Below are 21,330 nucleotides of genomic sequence, written 5' to 3' on the forward strand. Positions count from 1 at the left end.
CCAAGCTGCTTCATATAATTATATTCACTAATTATATATGATTAATAATATACTGATATTTAAAGCATTAAACTAACATTGTATGATGTTGTTTAATGCTTTTTTAATTTCTAATAAGTTTAATATCACAAAGTTTTAACATTGCTGTGTACCGAATGACGGAATTTCCAAAAAATGGAACGCAAAATTAACCTGTTTGGACAACCAATCATTTTTTGATATGGTTCACTAGTGCTTTTTCCGGATGCTTCAGTAGTTTACGAGATATAACTCTTTTTTATTTCAGAAAATTCTAACTATTGTTATAATATAAAGTACTTACTAATTAGATTATTTTAATGAGGAGGCATAGCATGGAAATGTCAGAAAGGCTAGCTTCAATTCCTGATAGTTACTTTGGCAAAACAATGGGCCAAAAAGTTGAACATGGTCCTTTACCACTTATAAATATGGCAGTTGGAATTCCAGATGGAGAAACGCCAAAAGGTATTATCAATCATTTTTCAGAGGCGCTATGTATTCCAGAAAATCAAAAGTATGGTCCATTCCACGGCAAAGATGCCTTTAAACAAGCGATTGTTAACTTCTATCAAAGACATTACGATGTTGAATTAGACAAAGAAGATGAAGTTTGTATTTTATATGGGACTAAAAATGGTCTTGTTGCATTACCTACTTGTGTTGTTAATCCTGGTGAAATCGTACTTTTACCAGATCCGGGATATACAGATTATTTAGCGGGGGTCATGTTAGCTGATGCTAAGCCACTCCCTTTAAAATTGTCGCCACCAAATTATTTGCCGAATTGGAATACTATAAATGCTAAAGTTCTTGAAAAGACTAAGCTAATTTATTTAACATATCCTAATAATCCTACCGGTTCGACAGCCACACAAGATGTTTTTGATGAAGCAATTCATCGCTTTAAAGGTACTCAAACAAAGATAGTTCATGACTTTGCATATAGTGCTTTTGGATTTGACGCCAAAAATCCAAGCATATTAGCTTCTAATAATGCAAAAGATGTTGCTATCGAGATATTCTCTTTATCTAAGGGCTATAATATGTCAGGCTTTCGTGTTGGTTTTGCTGTTGGGAATAAAAAAATGATTCAAGCGTTAAAGAAATATCAAACTCATACAAATGCAGGTATGTTTGGAGCGCTTCAAGATGCTGCTACATACGCACTCAATCATTATGATGAATTTTTAGAAAAGCAAAATGAAATATTTAGACGTAGACGTGATAATTTTGAATCACAACTACAACGTGCACATTTACCGTTTGTTCACTCTAAGGGAGGTATTTACATTTGGTTACATACACCCCCAGGTTATGATAGTGAAGCATTCGAACAGTTGTTATTAAAAGAAAAGTCAATTTTAGTTGCACCTGGTAAACCATTTGGTGAAAATGGTAATCAATATGTGAGGATTTCATTGGCGCTCGATGATAAACAATTAGAAGAAGCGGCGAATCGCTTAGCACAGTTACGGTATTTGTATGAAAGATAAAGGAGTTATAAAATGACTAAAATTAAATTAATGGGTGTCAGACAAGAAGATGAACCTTACATTGAAATGTGGTCACAACAACATGAAGTGGAGGTGGAGATGTCGAAAGAACAGTTAACTGAAGACAATGTCCAATCTATTGAAGGATTTGATGGACTATCACTGTCTCAAACATTACCATTATCAGAAACAATTTATAATAAATTAAATCAACTTGGAATTCGGCAGATTGCTCAACGAAGTGCTGGATTTGATGGTTATGATTTAGAGTTAGCATCTAAATATGGTCTTATTATATCTAATGTGCCTTCATATTCACCTCGAAGCATTGCTGAATTTACCGTGACTCAAGCCATCAATATTGTACGTCACTTTAATCATATTCAAAGAAAAATGAGATTGCATGATTTTAGGTGGGAGGCATCAATTTTATCTCAATCTATCAAAGATTTAAAGGTAGCGGTTATTGGCACGGGACATATTGGTGGCATTGTTGCACAAATATTCTCAGAAGGATATCTATGTGACGTTGTAGCGTATGATCCATTTCCAAGTGAACATGTGAAACCTTACGTCACCTATAAACAAAGTATAAATGAGGCTATTCAAGATGCAGATATCGTCACAATACATATGCCGTCAACACAGTATAACAACTACCTGTTTAATGAAAATATGTTTCAAATGTTTAAAAAGGGTGCTGTGTTTGTAAATTGTGCTAGAGGATCCTTAGTAGATACCAAGGCTTTGTTATCTGCAATAGATCAAGGTCAAATTAAAGGTGCGGCACTTGATACTTATGAATATGAGGTTGGCGTATATACGACAGATAGAAGTGAAGACGGTTTGAATGACCCACTTTTAGAGGAATTAATTACTAGAGAAGATATTATTGTTACACCGCACATAGCATTTTATACTGAAGCGGCAATCCAACATCTGATTTTTGATGCTTTAGATGCAACAATGGAAGTATTAAATACTGGCACGACACAGTTAAGAGTAAATTAAAAAGCATAAAGGGGAGAGAGAAGCATTCCCTTTATGCTTTTTAACATTAGCGATTATTTAACATCATAACCTTGTTCTTCAATTGCTTCTTTCATATTGTCAAATGTAACTTTTGAATCATTATACTCAACGCGTACATGATTTTCATCTAAATTTACTTCAGCACTTGATACGCCATTTAGTTTAGCTAGTGCCGATTCTACGGCGTTTCTACAATGTTCGCAACTCATACCTTCAACTTTTATGATTTTTTGTGTCATCATTATCACTCCTTTTTACTCCACATATTACATACTATCATAAAGCTCAAATGTAAATTTTTAAAGCTTTCTGTATAAATTGTTTAGAAAGTAAATCATTTTGTAAGATATTTATCATCATCTTATATATGCTATAGTTTCATTTTTTTCAGTCTTAATGCATTCGTAACTACGCTAACAGAACTTAATGCCATAGCAGCACCAGCAATCCAAGGTGCTAATAAACCACAAGCAGCTATTGGGATGCCAGCTACGTTATATCCAAATGCCCAAAATAAATTTTGTCGAATATTTTTAATCGTAGCTTTACTTGCTTTGATAGCTTTTGGAACTAATAGCAAGTCACCACCAAGAATCGTAATATCTGCTGCTTCAATCGCTACCTCAGCTCCAGTGCCAATAGCCATTCCAATATCGGCTTTTACAAGTGCAGGCGCATCATTAATTCCATCGCCGACCATGGCAACCTGTTTACCTTTGTCTTGTAATAAAGAGATTTGATGTGCCTTTTCTTCGGGCAATACTTCTGCAATGACATGTTCAATGCCAACTTGTTTTGCGATGGTTTGAGCTGTTCGATTGTTATCACCAGTCAACATAACCACGTCGATATTCATATTTCTAAGCTCTTTTATCGCTTGTTTAGCATCATTTTTTACTGTATCAGCAACAGCAATGATTCCATTAATTTGATTATCCACGGCAATCATCATCGCCGTTTGACCTAAATATTCATAGTGATTTAATTGATTATTTAATTTATTACTAATAGATATATTGTAATCATTCATTAATTTTCGATTACCTACAAGGATTTGTTGTTGATGAATCGTAGCTTTAATGCCATGTCCGGGAACTGATTTAAAAGTGTCATTATCAAGTAAATTAAGACCTTTATTTTTAGCATAAGTAACAATGGCATCAGCAAGAGGGTGTTCTGAAGCATTTTCAGCACTTGCTAAAAGTTGTAATGTTTCATTGTCACCAACATAATCAGTTACTACGGGTTGCCCATTAGTAATTGTACCTGTTTTATCTAGCACGATTGTATCAACATAATGTGCGCGTTCTACAAATTGGCCTCCTTTGAATAATATGCCATTTTCTGCAGCACGTCCCGTACCCACCATAATAGATGTAGGTGTTGCTAAACCAAGTGCACACGGACAAGCAATAACTAAAACAGATATTGCTGAAACAAGTGCAGGTTCAAATTGTCCAGGGTGAACGAATATAATCCATATGATAAAAGTAATAACCGCAATGCTAACCACAATCGGAACAAAATATCCAGAAATAATATCAGCTAAGCGTTGAATCGGTGCTTTAGAACTTTGAGCATCCTCAACCACTTTAATTATATGTGATAATGCAGTATCACCACCTACTTGAGTTGCTTCAATCATGATTGAACCATTTTTATTCATGGTAGATCCAATCACTGAATCGCCACTACTTTTTTCAACAGGTATAGACTCACCAGTTAGCATGGATTCGTCTATGGAAGTATCTCCTTTAGTGACTTTGCCATCTACAGGTATCTTTTCGCCGGGTTTAATTAGTAAAGTATCTCCGACTTTAACTTTATCAAGTGGAAGCATAATTTCTTTATTTTCTTTAATTACACGTGCTTCTTTTGCTTGTAAATTTAACAATTCGCTTAATGCATTGGTAGTCTGTGATTTGGCACGTGCTTCTAAATATTTACCAAGAAGAATTAACGTAATTAAAATAGCACTTGTTTCAAAATACAAATGTGGGTGATGTGTTTGATGTGTGAGCCACATCATCATTTCGTAAATGCTATAAAAATATGCGGCACTGGTACCAACAGCAACCAATACATCCATGTTAGCTGAACCATTTCGTAAATTTTTATACGCGCCAACGTAAAATTGCCAACCAATAATAAATTGGACAGGTGTCGAAAGAATTAATTGTACCCAAGGATTGACCAAAATGGATGGAATGGAAATAGGTGAGATATGCACCACCATTACTAGTAATAGTGGCAATGATAAAATAGCTGAAATGATTAATTTATTGCGTTTATGTTTTAACTCTTGTTTTTTACGATTTGATTGCGCTTTTGATGAAGTTTTAGTTTCAGCATCGTATCCAATATTTTGAATACGTTTAATTAATGCTTCCGTGTTCGTAGCACTAGGGTAATATTTGATGTGTGCTTGTTCGGTAGTTAAATTTACTGTTGCCTGTTGTACACCTTGCGTTTGATTCAGAACCTTTTCTATACGATTAGAACATGCAGCACATGTCATACCATTTATATTTAATTCTACTTGCTCAACAGCAACATCATAGCCGAGACTTTGAATTTGCTCTACAAAATCTTCGAGATGATAATCGTCAGACTCATAGTCGATAGTTGCTTTCTCAGTAGTCAGATTCACTTTAGCTTGAACATGATTCATACGATTCAATTTCTTTTCAATGCGATTTGAGCACGCAGCACATGTCATACCAATAATATCCAAAGTCAACGTTGTATTCGCCATCTAAATGCCTCCATTTCACATCTAATATACCCCCTATAGGTATACAAGTCAACTGCTTAGCTCATATATATTATGGGATTGTATTATGTGTTACCTTTAAGAAAAATTAATCAATAAATCTATATAGGTATAAATAATTAATGGATAAAAATAACAAAATACATCGTTTAATTTATTAATAGGAAACAATGCATAACATCATGTTCTTATCTTTTTCTCAATTAGTATTGCATAAGCGTTAGAAAAAGTCAGAAGGATTTAGGTTTTCAAAATTAATATTATGATAATTATTGAAATGGTCTATTTTGATATCTTCAATCATTTTTCCACTTTTGATTTGTTCGAAATAATGATTTGCACAATGTATAACATCGTATTCATTGAACGTTTTGATTAAGCCGATGATTATTAATGATAATATAATTCCCTTAAGTATTTTTCTCATAGGATACAACTCCTTTATTGAATTATATATGAGTGTACATTTTTTTATGATGATAAACATGCGTCTATAGAATGGATATTGACTCATTCCTTAGTTTGATTAAGCAATAGCATATTAGATTTTCTAATATAATTGCTGTACGTGTTTGATGATAAAACCTTATGGGAATTTAAATGTAAAACATAAATTGAGGTGATGAGAAGTGAATTTATTAAAATTTCACAACAAAATCAAAGGATATACTCAAAATAGACAACCTGGTATTGAAGCGGATATGGAACCTAAACCCATTGCAGAATTAGAAGAATATAAAGCAGCAGGAAAGTTAGAAAATAAAGTTGCTCTAATAACAGGAGGAGATTCAGGTATTGGACGTGCGATAGCAATACTATACGCTAAAGAAGGGGCAAATGTTGCTATTGGTTATTATGACGAACATCAAGATGCCAAAGACACTGTTAATCGACTTCAAGAAATTGGTGTAAAAGCTAAAGCTTATGCCCATGACTTAAAAGATGAAAACCAATCTCAAAAGTTAATCAAAGACGTCATAAATGACTTCGGTGGTTTAAATATATTAGTAAATAATGGTGGCGTACAATTTCCACGCGATCATTTTGAAGATATCACTCCACAACAAGTGAAAGAAAGTTTTATGACGAATATTTTTGGCATGATGTTTTTATCCCAGTCAGCAGTACCTTACCTATCTGAAGGAGATACAATTATTAACACTACAAGTGTTACAGCATATAGAGGATCGGGACATCTCATTGATTATTCAGCTACAAAAGGTGCCATAGTATCGTTTACTCGTTCTCTTGCTACTACTTTAATGGAAAAGGGAATTCGGGTTAACGCCGTTGCGCCCGGCCCAATCTATTCACCTTTAATTCCTGCGACATTTGATGAAGAGAAAGTAGAACATCAAGGTGGCGAAACGCCGATGGGCCGTCGTGGACAACCAGCAGAACTTGCACCTTCTTATGTCTTCTTAGCAACACATGCAGATAGTTCCTATATTACTGGTCAAGTCATTCATGTCAATGGTGGCGATTTTATCACATCTTAACAAAATTAATAGCACTACTTGGAGCTGATGTTTGGCATTCTGAGTAGTGCTAAATCTTTAAGAGAAGATTAGTTGAAATTAAACGACTTTATAGATGTAATATGACGAGGAGATGTGTGAAAAGAGTATCATTTTGATAGAATTTATTCTATTAGATGTCTATACAATAATCGAATAAATGTTTATGTGTATTGAAAGTGAACATAAGAATAAGTCTATGTAGCGATTAATTAAAAAAAATCTTCCATGAAAAGTATAAGTTAAATGAGATGTCTAAACATAGGTAATGTTTAAAACTGTAAATTTATTTATAGAAAACGAAAATTATACGTTTTGAAAAGTCACTCATTTCAAAATGAAAGCGTTTGCAAATATGTGAGCTTACATAGTAAAATAAGACAAAGGTTATGGCGAAGAAAAATCTTTAAAATAAAAGAAGATGACTAGTCATACCTTTATGCACAAAGGATGGTAGAAAAGATAAATTCATAGGGGGTAATTAAGAATGGTAGTACCTTTCAAAAATGAACCTGGTATTGATTTTTCAGTACAGGCAAATGTTGAGCGTTTTAATGAAGAATTAAGGAAAGTAAAAGCGCAACTAGGACAAGACATACCACTTGTGATTAACGGAGAAAAACTTACTAAAACTGATACTTTTAGTTCAGTGAATCCTGCGAATACATCACAACTCATTGCGAAAGTGTCTAAAGCAACGCAAGATGATGTTGAAAAAGCCTTCGAATCAGCAAATCATGCGTATCAATCATGGAAGAAGTGGTCGCATAAGGACCGTGCAGAATTATTGTTACGTGTAGCAGCAATTATCCGTCGTCGAAAAGAAGAAATTTCCGCTATTATGGTTTATGAAGCTGGCAAGCCTTGGGATGAAGCAGTTGGAGATGCGGCTGAGGGTATCGATTTTATAGAATATTATGCAAGATCAATGATGGAACTTGCAGATGGTAAACCAGTATTAGACAGAGAGGGTGAACATAATCGTTATTTTTATAAGCCTATTGGTACAGGAGTGACAATTCCACCATGGAATTTTCCATTTGCAATTATGGCTGGGACAACTTTAGCTCCTGTTGTTGCAGGTAACACTGTATTATTAAAGCCTGCTGAGGATACAGTTTTGACTGCTTATAAATTAATGGAGATATTAGAAGAAGCAGGTTTACCACAAGGTGTTGTAAATTTTGTTCCTGGTGATCCAAAAGAAATTGGAGATTATTTAGTCGACCATAAAGAGACACATTTTGTCACATTTACAGGATCCCGAGCTACAGGCACACGTATTTATGAACGTAGTGCTGTAGTGCAAGAAGGACAACAGTTTTTAAAACGTGTTATTGCAGAGATGGGTGGCAAAGATGCGATAGTTGTAGATAATAATGTAGATACAGATTTAGCAGCTGAAGCAATTGTTACATCTGCTTTTGGTTTCTCTGGTCAAAAATGCTCTGCGTGTTCTCGTGCCATAGTCCATCAAGATGTACATGATGAAATATTGGAAAAAGCAATTCAATTAACTCAAAAATTAACTTTAGGTAATACTGAACAGAACACATTTATGGGGCCGGTAATTAATCAAAAACAATTTGATAAAATTAAAAATTATATTGAAATTGGTAAAAAAGAAGGCAAGCTAGAGACTGGTGGTGGAACAGATGATTCTACCGGTTATTTCGTTGAACCAACTATTTTTTCCGGACTACAATCTGCGGATCGTATCATGCAAGAAGAAATTTTTGGACCAGTCGTAGGATTTATTAAGGTCAAGGATTTTGATGAGGCTATCGAAGTAGCAAATGATACTGACTATGGTTTGACAGGCGCCGTAATTACTAATCATCGTGAACATTGGATTAAGGCTGTGAATGAATTTGATGTAGGTAACCTTTACTTGAATAGAGGCTGTACAGCAGCAGTAGTGGGTTATCATCCATTTGGTGGATTCAAGATGTCTGGTACAGATGCTAAAACAGGAAGTCCAGATTACTTACTTAATTTCTTAGAACAAAAAGTTGTTTCCGAAATGTTTTAATTTATATATAACATGTCGTTGTAATGTGCGTGAATGAGGCAAGATGACTTATAACCACTTTACAACGACTTTTTAGTTTAGAAAGGAAATGATTATTGCAATTGATAGAAGAATGTTTAGTCATATATAAAAATAATAATTTCATCAATATTAACTATATGAATAAACGTTTAAATTAATGTATTGTTCACAAAAAAGACACACATTCTGTTAATTGATTATTGTAAAAAAGTAGTTTAAAGCATATTCTGTTGTTAAATGATAATGATAATGATTATTAATTAGAGGGTGTGAACAATATGGTTAGTGTAAACAATGGAGTAAAAAATAAAAAATATAGAGTGAAGCATATAGGGATTGCAAATAAAAATATGTTGTATCGCTTAGGAGCATTAGGCTTAAATATTGGAAGTGAAATTAGCATCAAACAGAAATGTTTACTCAACGGTCCTAGCGTTGTTGAAGTAAATGGTCAATATTTAAGTTTACGACAACGTGATGCGCGACTCATAACATTAGAGGAGTAGTTATAATGACTCAAAGCTACTGTATTCTTGGAAACCCTAATGTAGGCAAAACATCATTATTTAATGCGTTAACCGGTTCTTATGAATATATAGGTAACTGGAGTGGCGTAACCGTTGAAAAGAAAGTAGGAAAATTGAAAGATAATGTAGGTGATTTAGTTGATTTACCAGGCATTTATGATTTATCACCTATTTCTAAAGATGAGACGGTTGTCACAGATTATTTAATGTCAACATCGTTCACAGGAATGATTAACATTATTGACGCATGTCAGCTTAAAAGAAATCTTAATCTTACTATACAGTTGATGGAACTCAACAAACCTATGATTATTGGTTTAAATATGATAGATGTTGCAACACAAAGAGGTATTAAAATTAACTATCAGGCATTGATGAGAAAATTAAAAATACCGGTATTTCCAATTGTTGCAAGAAAGGCAAAGGGGACACATAATCTTTTAGGAGAGCTTAATTATTTAGAACCACATCAACGTCGTGCATTTAAGATTAATTATGGAACTGAAATTGAAACTGCAATTCAACAAATTTGTTCAATTATCAAACAAGATAATATGTATCCAACTGAACGTTTACGTTTTATAGCCATACAGTATTTAATAGACAATGTTCAAATTTATCAAGAACTCGACACCATGACTTTAGAACAGTTAGAGCCCATTAAGCGAGGGTTGAGTAACGCGACAGAACAATCAACACGACAAAGAATTGAAGCTGTGCGAAATGATTACATTAATCAGCTATTGGAAGATATCGTAGAATATCCCGAAGAGGATAAACAATTCTTTACTTCAAAAGTGGATCGATTATTATTAAATAGATATCTAGGTATACCTATATTTTTAGGCATTATGTGGCTTATTTTTCAAACAACCTTTACATGGATAGGAACACCATTATCTGATCAATTAGACGCTTATATAAGTGGTCCTTTATCAGAATGGATTAAATCTGTCATGAATACATTACATATTACGTCGTTTCTTCAAGATCTTATTACAGATGGAATTATCGCTGGTGTGGGTTCTGTATTGGTATTTGTACCACAAATTGTTGTGTTATTCTTCTTTATTTCTTTATTAGAAGATTCAGGTTATATGGCAAGAATAGCTGTATTAATGGATAAAACAATGGAATCTATAGGTTTAAGTGGAAAATCATTTATTCCTATGATTATTGGATTTGGATGCAATGTACCAAGTATTATGGCAGCAAGAAGTATAGATAATGAGAAAGAACGTTTGATTACAATATTGGTTGCACCCTTCATGTCATGTTCAGCACGTTTACCGGTTTATGCACTTTTTGTAGGAGCATTTTTTTCAGCACATCAATCACTAGTTGTATTAAGCTTATATATTTTAGGTATAGTTGTCGCTTTACTAGTAAGTACGTTATTGAATAAATTGATATTAAAAGATAATCAGTCTGTTTTTATTGTGGAGTTACCGACATACCGTGTTCCATCATTTAAAACACTTTGGCGCAGTACTTGGGAAAAAGCAAAAGGTTTTGTCAAAAAAGCAGGTACCTTTATTTTTGGTGGTTCAGTCGTTATTTGGACACTTACATACATCGGTCCGCACGGTGTTAATGTGCCAATTAATCAAAGTTTTATGCACATGATTGGTCAAGGGTTTGCGAATTTAATTGCACCTTTAGGATTTGGCTCTTGGCAGGCAGGAGCGACTTTAATACCTGGCTTTCTTGCTAAAGAAGTGATTATCAGTTCTATGGCTATTTTATACTCTTCTAGCGAAAGTGGTTTAACACAAGTCATTCAACAGCAATTCACCCCACTCTCAGCTTATGCATTCATGATTTTTATTTTACTTTACGTTCCTTGTATCTCAACAGTCGCAACGATTCGTAAAGAGACAAGTTCTTGGAAATGGACATTATTAGCGGTTGTTTATCCAATAGTAACAGCATATATATTAACGTTTATATTCTATCAAGTTAGTCAATTATTTATATAAAGGATGAATTCGTCGTGTTTATTTTAGTCAATACAATATTGTTCATAGCGATTTTTGGTTATACAGCAATGACATTAGTAAAATTCTTTAAACGTTCAAAAGAAGGTGATTGTGGTGGGTGTAAATCTAATTGCAAATGCGATACGAATCCTTCACCTCATAAAAATAAATTAAATATTCCACATATTAAGTCATAGATAATTACAATAACAAACCTCTTTCATTCGGAAATGTATTTACGAATGAAAGAGGTTATTTGTATTGATAAAATTTTGACATGTTACCTCCGTACAATAATGATTAAAAGTTTTAAAAAGTGATATACTACATGTAAAATGTATGTATATAAGTCAATTACTAATTGGGAGGAATAAATGTATGAAGGGTAGCAAAAAATTAAATGAATTACTAGAAGATAATCATAAGAAACTAAAAAAATTATTTAAGTATGATCATAAAAAGGCATTGGCGTTTACACCAGAGGATAGAGAAAAAGTTAAGGATAAGTTTGGTGTCTATGTGATTTTCGATGAGGAAAAACCAGTGTTTGTAGGTCAAACTGGAGGATACTCATCCACACATCAACCTATTAATAGTGATTTGTATACAAAATTAGGACAATACAATTCACATTCAGAAACAGGTACGACTAAATTTAGAAAAGCTTTTGCTCAAAATAAAGACTTAAATCAAAACCATTTAAAAGACATTACTGCAGATAATTACGGCTTCACTTTCCAATATATAAAAGTAAAAGACGAACCTGCGTTCATTAATGTTTTAGAAATTCTAGCATTAGAATATGCAAAAAATAAGGGGTATGAACTTTATAATTTTCAATAAATACAATGACATCTAATCAAAAGGTTGATTTGGACTTTAAATTCTAAATCTTGACGAGTCTGGAACGTAAAACAAAGTTCCAGACTTTCTTAAAGTATGGACTGTCAATAATTGACTTAATATAAAGATAATGACATTTTTCAATTTTAGTTATCGTTGTTGGTGTATCATATTTTATTCAAGTGTTTATCCAATTTCATAAATATAGCAATTATCTATATTATAAAATGATGTTCAGGATAGAATGCGTTAGTTTATAAGGATATGACTAGAATGATATACACACTTAAGGAGTTGGTGAAATATGTATCAGTCAATGTATGACTCGCCCGTCGGCTTATTGCAATTAATTACAAACGATGGCATCTCGTTGTCACATGTCTTATATCCCAATCAACATTTGAAAGGAATTAAAACAAAGGATACTTTAGATATTTTTAAAGATACTAAAGCATGGTTAAGAGAGTATTTTAAAGGGAATTATCCTGAGATAAAAGTACCGTTAGCACCAAAAGGCACTGATTTTCAACAGAAGGTATGGAATGAACTTCAGACAATTCGTTATAGAGAACTTAAAACATATGGAGAGATTGCTAAAACAATAGGTCGAGCAATGAATAAACCAGCAATGTCAGCTCAGGCTGTAGGAGGTGCTGTTGGGAGTAATCCTATTTCTATACTTATACCATGTCATCGAGTGGTTGGTAAGGATGGAAATTTAACAGGATATGGAGGTACTTTAGATAACAAAATAAAATTATTAAAATTGGAAGAAATAGATATGACACATTTATATAGACCTAAAAAAACAACGAAACCTTGAGATACGTCATTATATAGAATTGCTTTAGTTATTTGTTAATGTTGATCTATGGATAGGGTTCGTTTTTTATCTATGAATAGTAGATAAAGAGTATATAAATAGTAGAGGTCTATACTAGATGAAATTGTATTATCGTGGGATTAAAAAAGCCCCTAAAAACAGCTATATGACGTTGTTTTTAGGGGTAAATATGAACAGCAAGTTTGATTATTTCATATTAAAAAATTAAAAGAGCAAAAGAATTGAGTTTAGATTATTCTGCTATATGGTATTCGCGAATATTGTTATCAATAGATTTTAAATAGAAAATGTCACGATCTTCATTTGATTTTTCAAGTTCATGATTCAATTCTAAGTGATCGAAGCGCTCAAAGAAATGTTCATATTCATCAACAGAAACCTCTATTCTATTATTTAATAAAGATTTGTGGCGCTCAACATCTAATTGTTCCTTGAACCCATCTACTAATGTTCCACTAAAGAACTCGCCTACAGAACCAGAACCATAACTAAAGAGACCAATCGTTTGTCCGCCTTTTAAATCACGTGTTTCTAATAAAGAGATGAGACTTAAATATAAGGACCCTGTGTAAATATTACCGACATAACGATTATAATCAACTGCATTTTGGTAACTAGAGTTAAGACGTTCTTGTGTAGTTTCATCGGCATGATTAATAATAGAATCTAAAGCTTTTTGTCCCATTTTGGTGAATGGTACATGGAAACATAGTGAAGCGAAATCAGCGAGTGTTTTATTATGGCGGCGTGCATATTCATTCCAACTTTCTTGGAATGACTTGATATAGGCATCTTTCGACAATGCACCAGCAACTAAGGGATATTGATGACCCGTTGGACGCCAGAAATCATAAACGTCTTCAGTATATGCTACGGCATCATCATTAAGTTTTAAAATACTTGGGTTATGTGAAATCATCATTGCAACTGCACCGGCACCTTGAGTAGGCTCACCACCAGAACGAATACCATAACGAGCTGTATCACTGGCAATGACAAGAACCTTTTCGTTAGGGCGTTGAGCTAGATAATCTTTGGCAAGTTGGATTGCAGGTGTTGCTGCATAACAAGCCTCTTTCATTTCAAAGCATCTTGCAAAGGGTTGAATACCTAAAAGATGGTGAATTTGAACGGCTGCTGCTTTAGCGTTATCAATCGCAGACTCAGTTGCTACTATAACCATACCAATATTCTTTCTATCTTCTTCTGTTATAATATCTTTAGCAGCATTGGCTCCCATAGATACGATATCTTGGTTCACTGGGCTCACAGCCATTTCAGTTTGACCGATTCCAATTAAAAATTTATTAGGATCGACTTGGCGCGCTTCTGCAAGTTTAGCCATGTCTACATAATATTTGGGTACATAAAAACTTATTTTATCTATACCTATATTCATAAGGTGTGACATCCTTTCTTTTTTTAGAAGTAGCACTAGTATCATACCAAAGAAAATTCTTTTTATACAATGAAATATAACAGACATGACCAGGAATATATAATAAATTTGTAAGCGCTTTACAACAATTGTAAAAAGTTTAGAATTATTTTTGTGCAAGACAATGTTGGCAGTTGATATTTAAAGAGAAGTATAAATGATTACATCACTACATTAATATAAAGATATTTTAAAGGAGTATATGAATGAAAAGTTTAGATAAAGGATTTAGACATTTAACACGAAAAGATAAATTAAAAGAACTTGTTGAATATGGTTGGCTAGAGGATGAAAACTATGAAATATTACTTAATTATCCGTTAATTAATGAGGAAGTCGCTAACAGTTTAATTGAAAATGTCATTGGCCAAGGTGCACTACCAGTAGGATTATTACCTCAAATTATAGTTGATGGTAAAGAATATGTAGTACCTATGATGGTAGAGGAACCTTCTGTTGTAGCAGCAGCAAGTTATGGTGCAAAACTCGTTAATCAAAGTGGAGGATTTAAGACGATTTCAAGTGAACGTCTAATGATTGGACAAATTGTCTTTGATGATGTAGATGACACAGGCTCATTAGCTAACTCAATATATCAAATTGAATCACAAATTCATCAAATTGCTGATGAGGCTTACCCTTCTATTAAAGCAAGAGGTGGAGGATATCAACGTATTGAAATAGATACATTTCCTGATCAACAATTATTATCTTTAAAGGTTTTTGTTGATACTAAAGATGCTATGGGTGCCAATATGTTAAATACGATATTAGAAGCAATCACTGCACATCTTAAAGTTAAATTTTCAAATCAAAATGTTTTAATGAGCATTTTATCTAATCATGCGACAGCATCAGTAGTAAAAGTACAAGGAGAAATAGATATTGAAGATTTACATAGAGGAGAGAGAAGTGGCGAAGTGGTAGCGCAACGTATGGAACGAGCGTCGGTTCTTGCACAAGTAGATATACATCGTGCTGCAACACATAACAAAGGTGTGATGAATGGTATACATGCTGTAGTATTGGCTACAGGCAATGATACAAGAGGCGTTGAGGCAAGTGCTCATGCATATGCAAGCAAAGATGGTCATTATAGAGGGATAGCTACTTGGGAATATGATCGCTCACGTAATAAATTGGTTGGAACTATTGAAGTTCCTATGACTTTAGCTACAGTAGGTGGAGGTACGAAAGTTTTACCTATTGCTAAAGCCTCTTTAGATTTGCTCAATGTTGAAAATGCACAGGAACTAGGGCAAGTTGTTGCTGCTGTTGGATTAGCACAAAATTTCTCCGCATGTAGAGCGCTAGTGTCTGAGGGGATACAACAAGGACATATGAGTTTACAATATAAATCATTAGCGATTGTTGTAGGTGCAAAAGGTGAAGAAATTGCGCAAGTAGCTGAAGCGCTCAAATATGAATCACAAGCTAATACTGCTAAAGCTCAAGAAATCTTGATGAATATAAGAGAATCATAATTAAAAAGCCGTCAAACGGGTATATCTTGATATATAGCTTTAAGGATATACTTATTTGACGGTTTGTTTGATTTGTTTAATAAATATAATTATAGTTTCGTGCAGACGATTTACTAATAATGCGTGTGCCGTAGCCTAATGGCACATTATAATTATATTCAGAAATTTTGATTTTTCCGTTCTTATATACTTTTTCAACTACTGCTACGTGCCCATAATAGCCTCTTGTTGATTGCATAACAGCGTATTTGCGAGGCTTATGTCCAGTTGCATAACCAGATCGACGTGCATTGCTATACCAATTCTTAGCATTACCCCATCGATTTGATACAGGTTTGCCTAATTGAGCACGACGTTTAAATGCCCACCAAGTGCATTGTTTTTTACCATAATAATTATGTGAAGCAGCATGTGAAATATGCGTTTGTTCAATAGCTTGATATGAGAGTGTTCCAGTAAACGTAATCATGGTAGCGATAATAATACGTGATAATAATTTTTTAAATTTCATTTCTTTCTCCCAAAAAATGTTTTTATTTAAAGACAGTAATAATAATAATATTTAAAAATGCGCTATACAATATAAGAAACGAATTATCAAAGTAAATGTAACATTAATGAAATATACATATTTTTATTGTAATAATGGTTTGAGTAAAAAAAGAGAGAGACTACATTTATATTAAATGTAATCTCACTCAGGTACGAGATGATTAACTCCATGTATATAAGTATGCGTTAATGTTAAAGTCATGTCATAACATCAATTTATACTTTAGTGAATTGGTTGAAAACAGCTAGTGCCCGTTTGATACTCGCCACTGGTATGTTTTCCGGACATGGATGATTTCGAAAATATGTCAAGATTTCGTTTTGGCTCTTCACGTCTTTAGGAAAATTGATATCTTGATTAATCCAATCAACCAATTCACCTAATGGCGTGTCATCACCAAGGAAATTTTGCATAAATTCGTAAAAGCTCAATATCTCACCTCATAATTTATTATATGAGCCGGCTTTTATTGTAACATATTTTCGTTTTTTAAAATACTTGAAAAACAAAATAAAATGTTTTGAATTATAGTTTTTAAATTTATTAATCGCAAGAAAGGTCAATTTTATTGTATAATTAAACTTACTATTGAATCATATAAAAACTAGGGGGATATGCATGGATATAAAACACATGAAATACTTTGTTGAAGTTGTCAAACAAGGTGGTATGACAAACGCTTCAAAATCTTTGTATATTGCGCAACCAACTATCAGTAAAGCAATTAAGGATATAGAAGCAGAGATGGCTGTCCCTTTATTTGACCGGAGTAAAAGAAGTTTAGTACTTACTGATGCAGGTAAAATTTTTTTCAAGAAATGTCAAGAAATTATCGCACTATATGATAATTTGCCCACTGAAATTAATAGTTTGTATGGTTTAGAAACAGGTCACATCACTATTAGTATGTCTGCAGTGATGAGCATGCGTAAATTTATTGGCGTATTAGGAGACTTTCATCAACTTTATCCGAATATCACCTACAACTTAATCGAAAGTGGTGGTAAGACGACTGAAAACCTTATACTTAATGATGAAGTGGATATTGGTGTGACAACATTGCCAGTAGATCATCACAAATTTGAATGTATATCTTTAAACAAAGAAGAACTGACTGTAGTTTTAAATAAAGAACATCCTTTAGCACAAAAATCTTCTATTGAAATGGAAGAATTAGCTGATGAGAACTTCATTTTATTTAATGAAGATTTCTATCTCAACGATAAAATTATTGAAAATGCGAAGAATGCAGGATTCGTGCCGAACATGGCCTCACAAATCTCACAATGGAATGTGATTGAGAATCTTGTCATTAATCAATTAGGTATTTCCATATTGCCAGCCACTATAGCACAATTACTTAATGATGACGTCAAAATTGTACGTTTGGAAAATGCACATACAACTTGGGAGCTTGGTGTCGTTTGGAAAAAAGATAAACGTTTAAGTCATGCGACAAATAAATGGATAGAATTTTTGAAAGAAAGATTATCTGAAGAATAATATAAATATAATAATAAACAACGCATTTAATAAAAGAGCGAAGTTGTTAAAGATGTGAAATGATTTATTTTCACAAAGTCATATTACAACGAAAACGTAGGGTTTTGAATTATAGATTAATTCTGCCTTACGTTTTTTATTATCAATTATTAATTTTGTAGCACTATTAATTTGCTAGCGTTTTCATAGATTTAAGGAATATAAAATATCATGAATAAATATTTTTAATATATAATAGTAAACACTATAATGGAAAATGTCACTAAAAAACACAGTAACAATTTGGACACATTTTTAGAAAGGGGTGTTGTTGATGGAAAAAGCAAAATTTGTCATTAAGTTAATACTTCAACTTGCCCTTATCATGCTTATTACTTTTATAGGCACTGAAGTTCAAAAATTACTTCATATACCTCTAGCAGGTAGTATTGTAGGGCTAATGCTTTTCTTCCTATTGTTACAATTTAAAATCATACCTGAATCATGGATTAATGTAGGAGCAGACTTTTTACTTAAAACAATGGTTTTCTTCTTTATCCCATCAGTGGTAGGAATTATGGATGTTGCATCTAATATCACGATGAATTATATATTATTCTTTATTGTTATTATAATTGGTACATGCCTTGTAGCACTTTCATCAGGTTATATCGCTGAAAAAATGCTAGAAAAAAACAATACACGTAAAGGAACTGATCACTCATGAATGAATACTTACAAGCAGTTCTAATGATTTTATTAACCATCGTTTTATATTATATTTCCAAAAAGATTCAAGATAAATATAAAAATCCACTATTAAATCCAGCTCTTATTGCATCAATTGCAATAATTATTGTTTTATTGGTTTGCGGAGTAAGTTATAAGGGGTATATGAAAGGTGGTACCTGGATTAACCATGTTTTAAACGCTACAGTTGTATGTCTTGCATACCCACTTTATCAAAATAAAAAGAAAATAAAAAAATATTTAACAATTATTTTCACAAGCGTGTTGACTGGTGTAGTTCTCAATTTTGTGTTAGTATTTACAACGTTGAAAATCTTTGGTTATTCTAAAGACACAATTGTTACCCTATTACCTAGATCAATTACAGCAGCAGTAGGTATAGAGGTTTCTCAAGAGTTGGGAGGAACAGATACAATTACTGTGCTCTTTATTATAACTACAGGTTTAATCGGCAGTATTTTAGGTTCAATGCTTTTACGTATGGGAGGTTTTAAATCTTCCATTGCGCGAGGACTAACTTATGGAAATGCTTCTCACGCATTTGGTACCGCAAAAGCATTAGAGCTTGATATTGAATCAGGAGCGTTCAGTTCAATTGGTATGATTTTAACAGCAGTCATTAGTTCTGTTCTTATACCAGTACTGATTTTATTGTTTTACTAAAGGGAAAAAGATTTACTCATATTAATAGAAAGGGAGGCTATTTGTAAAAATGGCACAAATTAAAGCAAATGAAGCATTAGTTAAAGCATTACAAACTTGGAATATTGATCATTTATATGGTATTCCTGGCGACTCAGTAGATGCTGTTGTTGATAGCTTACGTACGGTCAGAGATCAATTTAAATTCTATCACGTACGTCATGAAGAGGTAGCGAGTTTAGCTGCTGCAAGTTACACAAAAATGACAGGTAAAATTGGTGTAGCTTTAAGTATCGGGGGACCTGGTATTGTACACTTATTAAATGGTATGTACGATGCTAAAATGGATAATGTACCTCAACTTATTATTGCTGGACAAACAAATAGTACATTATTAGGTACAAAATTCTTCCAAGAGACAAACATTTCTAAAATGGTTGATGATGTTGCTGTATATCACCACCAAATTCAAAAAGGTGATAACGTATTTGAAATTACAAATGAAGCAATTCGTACGGCATACGAGAAAAAAGGTGTCTCTGTTATCATTTGTCCGAATGACTTATTAACTCAAAAAATTAAAGACACTACAAATCGTGCAGTTGATACAACTAAACCAAAACCAGTTTCACCAAAATTCAAAAGTATTAAAAAAGCAGCTAAATTAATTGATAAAGCTAAAAAACCAGTAATGCTTATTGGTTTAGGTACACAACACGCTAAAGATGAATTACGTGAATTTATTGAAGCTGCAAAAATTCCAGTTATTCACACATTACCTGCAAAAACAATTTTACCTGATGATCATCCTTATAGTATTGGTAACTTAGGTAAAATTGGTACTAAAACATCTTATCAAACAATTCAAGATGCAGACTTACTAATTATGGCTGGTACAAACTATCCGTATGTTAACTATTTACCTAAGAAAAACATTAAAGCTATTCAAATCGATACGAACGAAGAAAATATTGGTGCACGCTTTAAAATTAATGTAGGTATTTTAGGCGATAGTAAAGTTGCTTTCCATCAACTAACTGAAAACATTAAGCATGTTGCAAAACGTCCATTCTTAGATAAGACATTAGAACGTAAAGCAGTTTGGGATAAATGGATGAAACAAGATTTGAATAATGACAATTCACCATTACGTCCAGAACGTTTAATGAAAGCAATCAATGCTAACTTAAAAGATGATGCAATTATCTCAGCAGATGTTGGTACATCTACAGTATGGTCTACGCGTTACTTAAACTTATCTGTAAATAATAAATTCATTATTTCTAGTTGGTTAGGTACTATGGGCTGTGGTTTACCAGGTGCTATGGCAGCTAAAATTGCTTATCCAAACCGTCAAGCAGTAGCTATCACAGGCGACGGTGCGTTCCAAATGGTAATGCAAGACTTTGCTACAGCTGTTCAATATAACTTACCAATGACAATCTTTGTATTAAATAACAAACAATTGTCATTCATTAAATATGAACAACAAGCTGCTGGTGAATTAGAGTATGCCATTGATTTCTCTGATATGGATCATGCTAAATTTGCTGAAGCTGCTGGTGGTAAAGGCTATGTTGTGAGAGATGTAAGTCGTCTTGACGACATCGTTGAAGAGGCAATGGCTCAAGATGTTCCAACAATCGTTGACGTTCATGTTGATCCTAATGCTGCACCATTACCAGGTAAAATTGTAAACGAAGAAGCATTTGGTTACAGTAAATGGGCTTATAGATCAATTACTGAAGATAAAAACTTAGACTTTGATCAAATCCCACCAATCTCTGTAGCAGCTAAACGTTTCTTATAATAATAAATTTGTAGAAACTCGACTCTAAGTAGTCGAGTTTTTTTATGTAAATTTTCAAAAAGTATTGTAAACGCTTTACTGAATGTGTA

20 protein-coding genes are annotated in these 21,330 nt (G+C 33.1%); 14 read left to right on the forward strand and 6 right to left on the reverse strand.

Annotated elements, in window-relative coordinates:
* Positions 1-353 precede the first annotated feature (353 nt).
* On the forward strand, positions 354-1,514 hold the full coding sequence (locus HMPREF3241_RS02220; protein WP_070853413.1) for an aminotransferase class I/II-fold pyridoxal phosphate-dependent enzyme: 1,161 nt from the start codon (positions 354-356) through the stop codon (positions 1,512-1,514).
* 12 nt (positions 1,515-1,526) lie between these two features.
* Entirely contained in the window at positions 1,527-2,525 is a 999-nt protein-coding gene (locus tag HMPREF3241_RS02225) for a D-lactate dehydrogenase (RefSeq protein ID WP_002447071.1), read from the forward strand.
* A gap of 53 nt (positions 2,526-2,578) precedes the next feature.
* Here the strand turns inward: HMPREF3241_RS02225 and copZ are convergent, their stop codons facing one another.
* From copZ to HMPREF3241_RS02240, 3 genes are all read right to left on the reverse strand, one after another.
* Entirely contained in the window at positions 2,579-2,785 is a 207-nt protein-coding gene (copZ, locus tag HMPREF3241_RS02230; protein ID WP_002476992.1) for a copper chaperone CopZ, read from the reverse strand.
* A 131-nt stretch (positions 2,786-2,916) separates the two neighbouring features.
* Positions 2,917-5,301, reverse strand: a complete 2,385-nt coding sequence (locus HMPREF3241_RS02235; RefSeq protein WP_070853414.1) for a heavy metal translocating P-type ATPase — start codon at positions 5,299-5,301, stop codon at positions 2,917-2,919.
* A gap of 238 nt (positions 5,302-5,539) precedes the next feature.
* Positions 5,540-5,746 (reverse strand): hypothetical protein, encoded by a 207-nt coding sequence (locus HMPREF3241_RS02240; RefSeq protein ID WP_002447074.1) that lies wholly within the window; start codon positions 5,744-5,746, stop codon positions 5,540-5,542.
* Between the two features lie 202 nt (positions 5,747-5,948).
* On the opposite strand from HMPREF3241_RS02240, the gene HMPREF3241_RS02245 reads away from it, so the two are divergent.
* From HMPREF3241_RS02245 to HMPREF3241_RS02275, 7 genes are all read left to right on the forward strand, one after another.
* On the forward strand, positions 5,949-6,818 hold the full coding sequence (locus tag HMPREF3241_RS02245) for an SDR family oxidoreductase (RefSeq protein ID WP_070853415.1): 870 nt from the start codon (positions 5,949-5,951) through the stop codon (positions 6,816-6,818).
* Positions 6,819-7,323: 505 nt separating this feature from the next.
* A complete protein-coding gene (gene pruA / locus HMPREF3241_RS02250) occupies positions 7,324-8,868 on the forward strand; it encodes an L-glutamate gamma-semialdehyde dehydrogenase (RefSeq protein ID WP_070853416.1) in 1,545 nt (514 codons plus the stop codon).
* Between the two features lie 299 nt (positions 8,869-9,167).
* Complete coding sequence (locus HMPREF3241_RS02255) at positions 9,168-9,395, forward strand: FeoA family protein (RefSeq protein WP_070853417.1); 228 nt, start codon at positions 9,168-9,170, stop codon at positions 9,393-9,395.
* A 5-nt stretch (positions 9,396-9,400) separates the two neighbouring features.
* Complete coding sequence (gene feoB, locus HMPREF3241_RS02260) at positions 9,401-11,395, forward strand: ferrous iron transport protein B (RefSeq protein ID WP_070853418.1); 1,995 nt, start codon at positions 9,401-9,403, stop codon at positions 11,393-11,395.
* Between the two features lie 14 nt (positions 11,396-11,409).
* Positions 11,410-11,592, forward strand: coding sequence for a FeoB-associated Cys-rich membrane protein (locus HMPREF3241_RS02265; protein ID WP_002447079.1), 183 nt, complete (start codon positions 11,410-11,412; stop codon positions 11,590-11,592).
* A 181-nt stretch (positions 11,593-11,773) separates the two neighbouring features.
* Positions 11,774-12,238 (forward strand): hypothetical protein, encoded by a 465-nt coding sequence (locus HMPREF3241_RS02270; protein ID WP_002475791.1) that lies wholly within the window; start codon positions 11,774-11,776, stop codon positions 12,236-12,238.
* A 304-nt stretch (positions 12,239-12,542) separates the two neighbouring features.
* On the forward strand, positions 12,543-13,061 hold the full coding sequence (locus HMPREF3241_RS02275) for a methylated-DNA--[protein]-cysteine S-methyltransferase (RefSeq protein WP_002475794.1): 519 nt from the start codon (positions 12,543-12,545) through the stop codon (positions 13,059-13,061).
* A 253-nt stretch (positions 13,062-13,314) separates the two neighbouring features.
* On the opposite strand, the gene HMPREF3241_RS02280 is transcribed toward HMPREF3241_RS02275, so the two are convergent.
* Positions 13,315-14,481 (reverse strand): hydroxymethylglutaryl-CoA synthase, encoded by a 1,167-nt coding sequence (locus HMPREF3241_RS02280; RefSeq protein ID WP_001832323.1) that lies wholly within the window; start codon positions 14,479-14,481, stop codon positions 13,315-13,317.
* Positions 14,482-14,726: 245 nt separating this feature from the next.
* On the opposite strand from HMPREF3241_RS02280, the gene HMPREF3241_RS02285 reads away from it, so the two are divergent.
* On the forward strand, positions 14,727-16,004 hold the full coding sequence (locus tag HMPREF3241_RS02285; RefSeq protein WP_001832354.1) for a hydroxymethylglutaryl-CoA reductase, degradative: 1,278 nt from the start codon (positions 14,727-14,729) through the stop codon (positions 16,002-16,004).
* A 76-nt stretch (positions 16,005-16,080) separates the two neighbouring features.
* Here the strand turns inward: HMPREF3241_RS02285 and HMPREF3241_RS02290 are convergent, their stop codons facing one another.
* Positions 16,081-16,515 carry a CHAP domain-containing protein gene (locus HMPREF3241_RS02290; protein ID WP_001832340.1) on the reverse strand — a complete coding sequence of 145 codons (435 nt, stop codon included), beginning with the start codon at positions 16,513-16,515 and terminating at the stop codon, positions 16,081-16,083.
* Positions 16,516-16,772: 257 nt separating this feature from the next.
* Positions 16,773-16,988: a sterile alpha motif-like domain-containing protein gene (locus HMPREF3241_RS02295; protein ID WP_002447085.1), complete on the reverse strand. Its 216-nt coding sequence runs from the start codon at positions 16,986-16,988 to the stop codon at positions 16,773-16,775.
* A 187-nt stretch (positions 16,989-17,175) separates the two neighbouring features.
* Between HMPREF3241_RS02295 and HMPREF3241_RS02300 the strand changes: the two genes are divergently transcribed.
* The 4 genes from HMPREF3241_RS02300 (at position 17,176) to HMPREF3241_RS02315 (ending at position 21,241) form a co-directional block, all read left to right on the forward strand.
* Positions 17,176-18,060 carry a cidABC operon transcriptional activator CidR gene (locus HMPREF3241_RS02300; protein WP_070853419.1) on the forward strand — a complete coding sequence of 295 codons (885 nt, stop codon included), beginning with the start codon at positions 17,176-17,178 and terminating at the stop codon, positions 18,058-18,060.
* A gap of 313 nt (positions 18,061-18,373) precedes the next feature.
* Positions 18,374-18,766 carry a CidA/LrgA family protein gene (locus tag HMPREF3241_RS02305; RefSeq protein WP_002447087.1) on the forward strand — a complete coding sequence of 131 codons (393 nt, stop codon included), beginning with the start codon at positions 18,374-18,376 and terminating at the stop codon, positions 18,764-18,766.
* On the forward strand, positions 18,763-19,452 hold the full coding sequence (locus HMPREF3241_RS02310; RefSeq protein ID WP_002447088.1) for an LrgB family protein: 690 nt from the start codon (positions 18,763-18,765) through the stop codon (positions 19,450-19,452). Before HMPREF3241_RS02305 ends, HMPREF3241_RS02310 begins: the two co-directional genes overlap by 4 nt.
* Positions 19,453-19,501: 49 nt before the next feature.
* Positions 19,502-21,241, forward strand: a complete 1,740-nt coding sequence (locus HMPREF3241_RS02315) for a pyruvate oxidase (protein WP_002447089.1) — start codon at positions 19,502-19,504, stop codon at positions 21,239-21,241.
* The last annotated feature ends 89 nt before the right edge of the window (positions 21,242-21,330 follow it).

It is taken from the genome of Staphylococcus sp. HMSC34G04 (assembly GCF_001838765.1).
In the GTDB taxonomy this organism is placed as follows: domain Bacteria; phylum Bacillota; class Bacilli; order Staphylococcales; family Staphylococcaceae; genus Staphylococcus; species Staphylococcus epidermidis.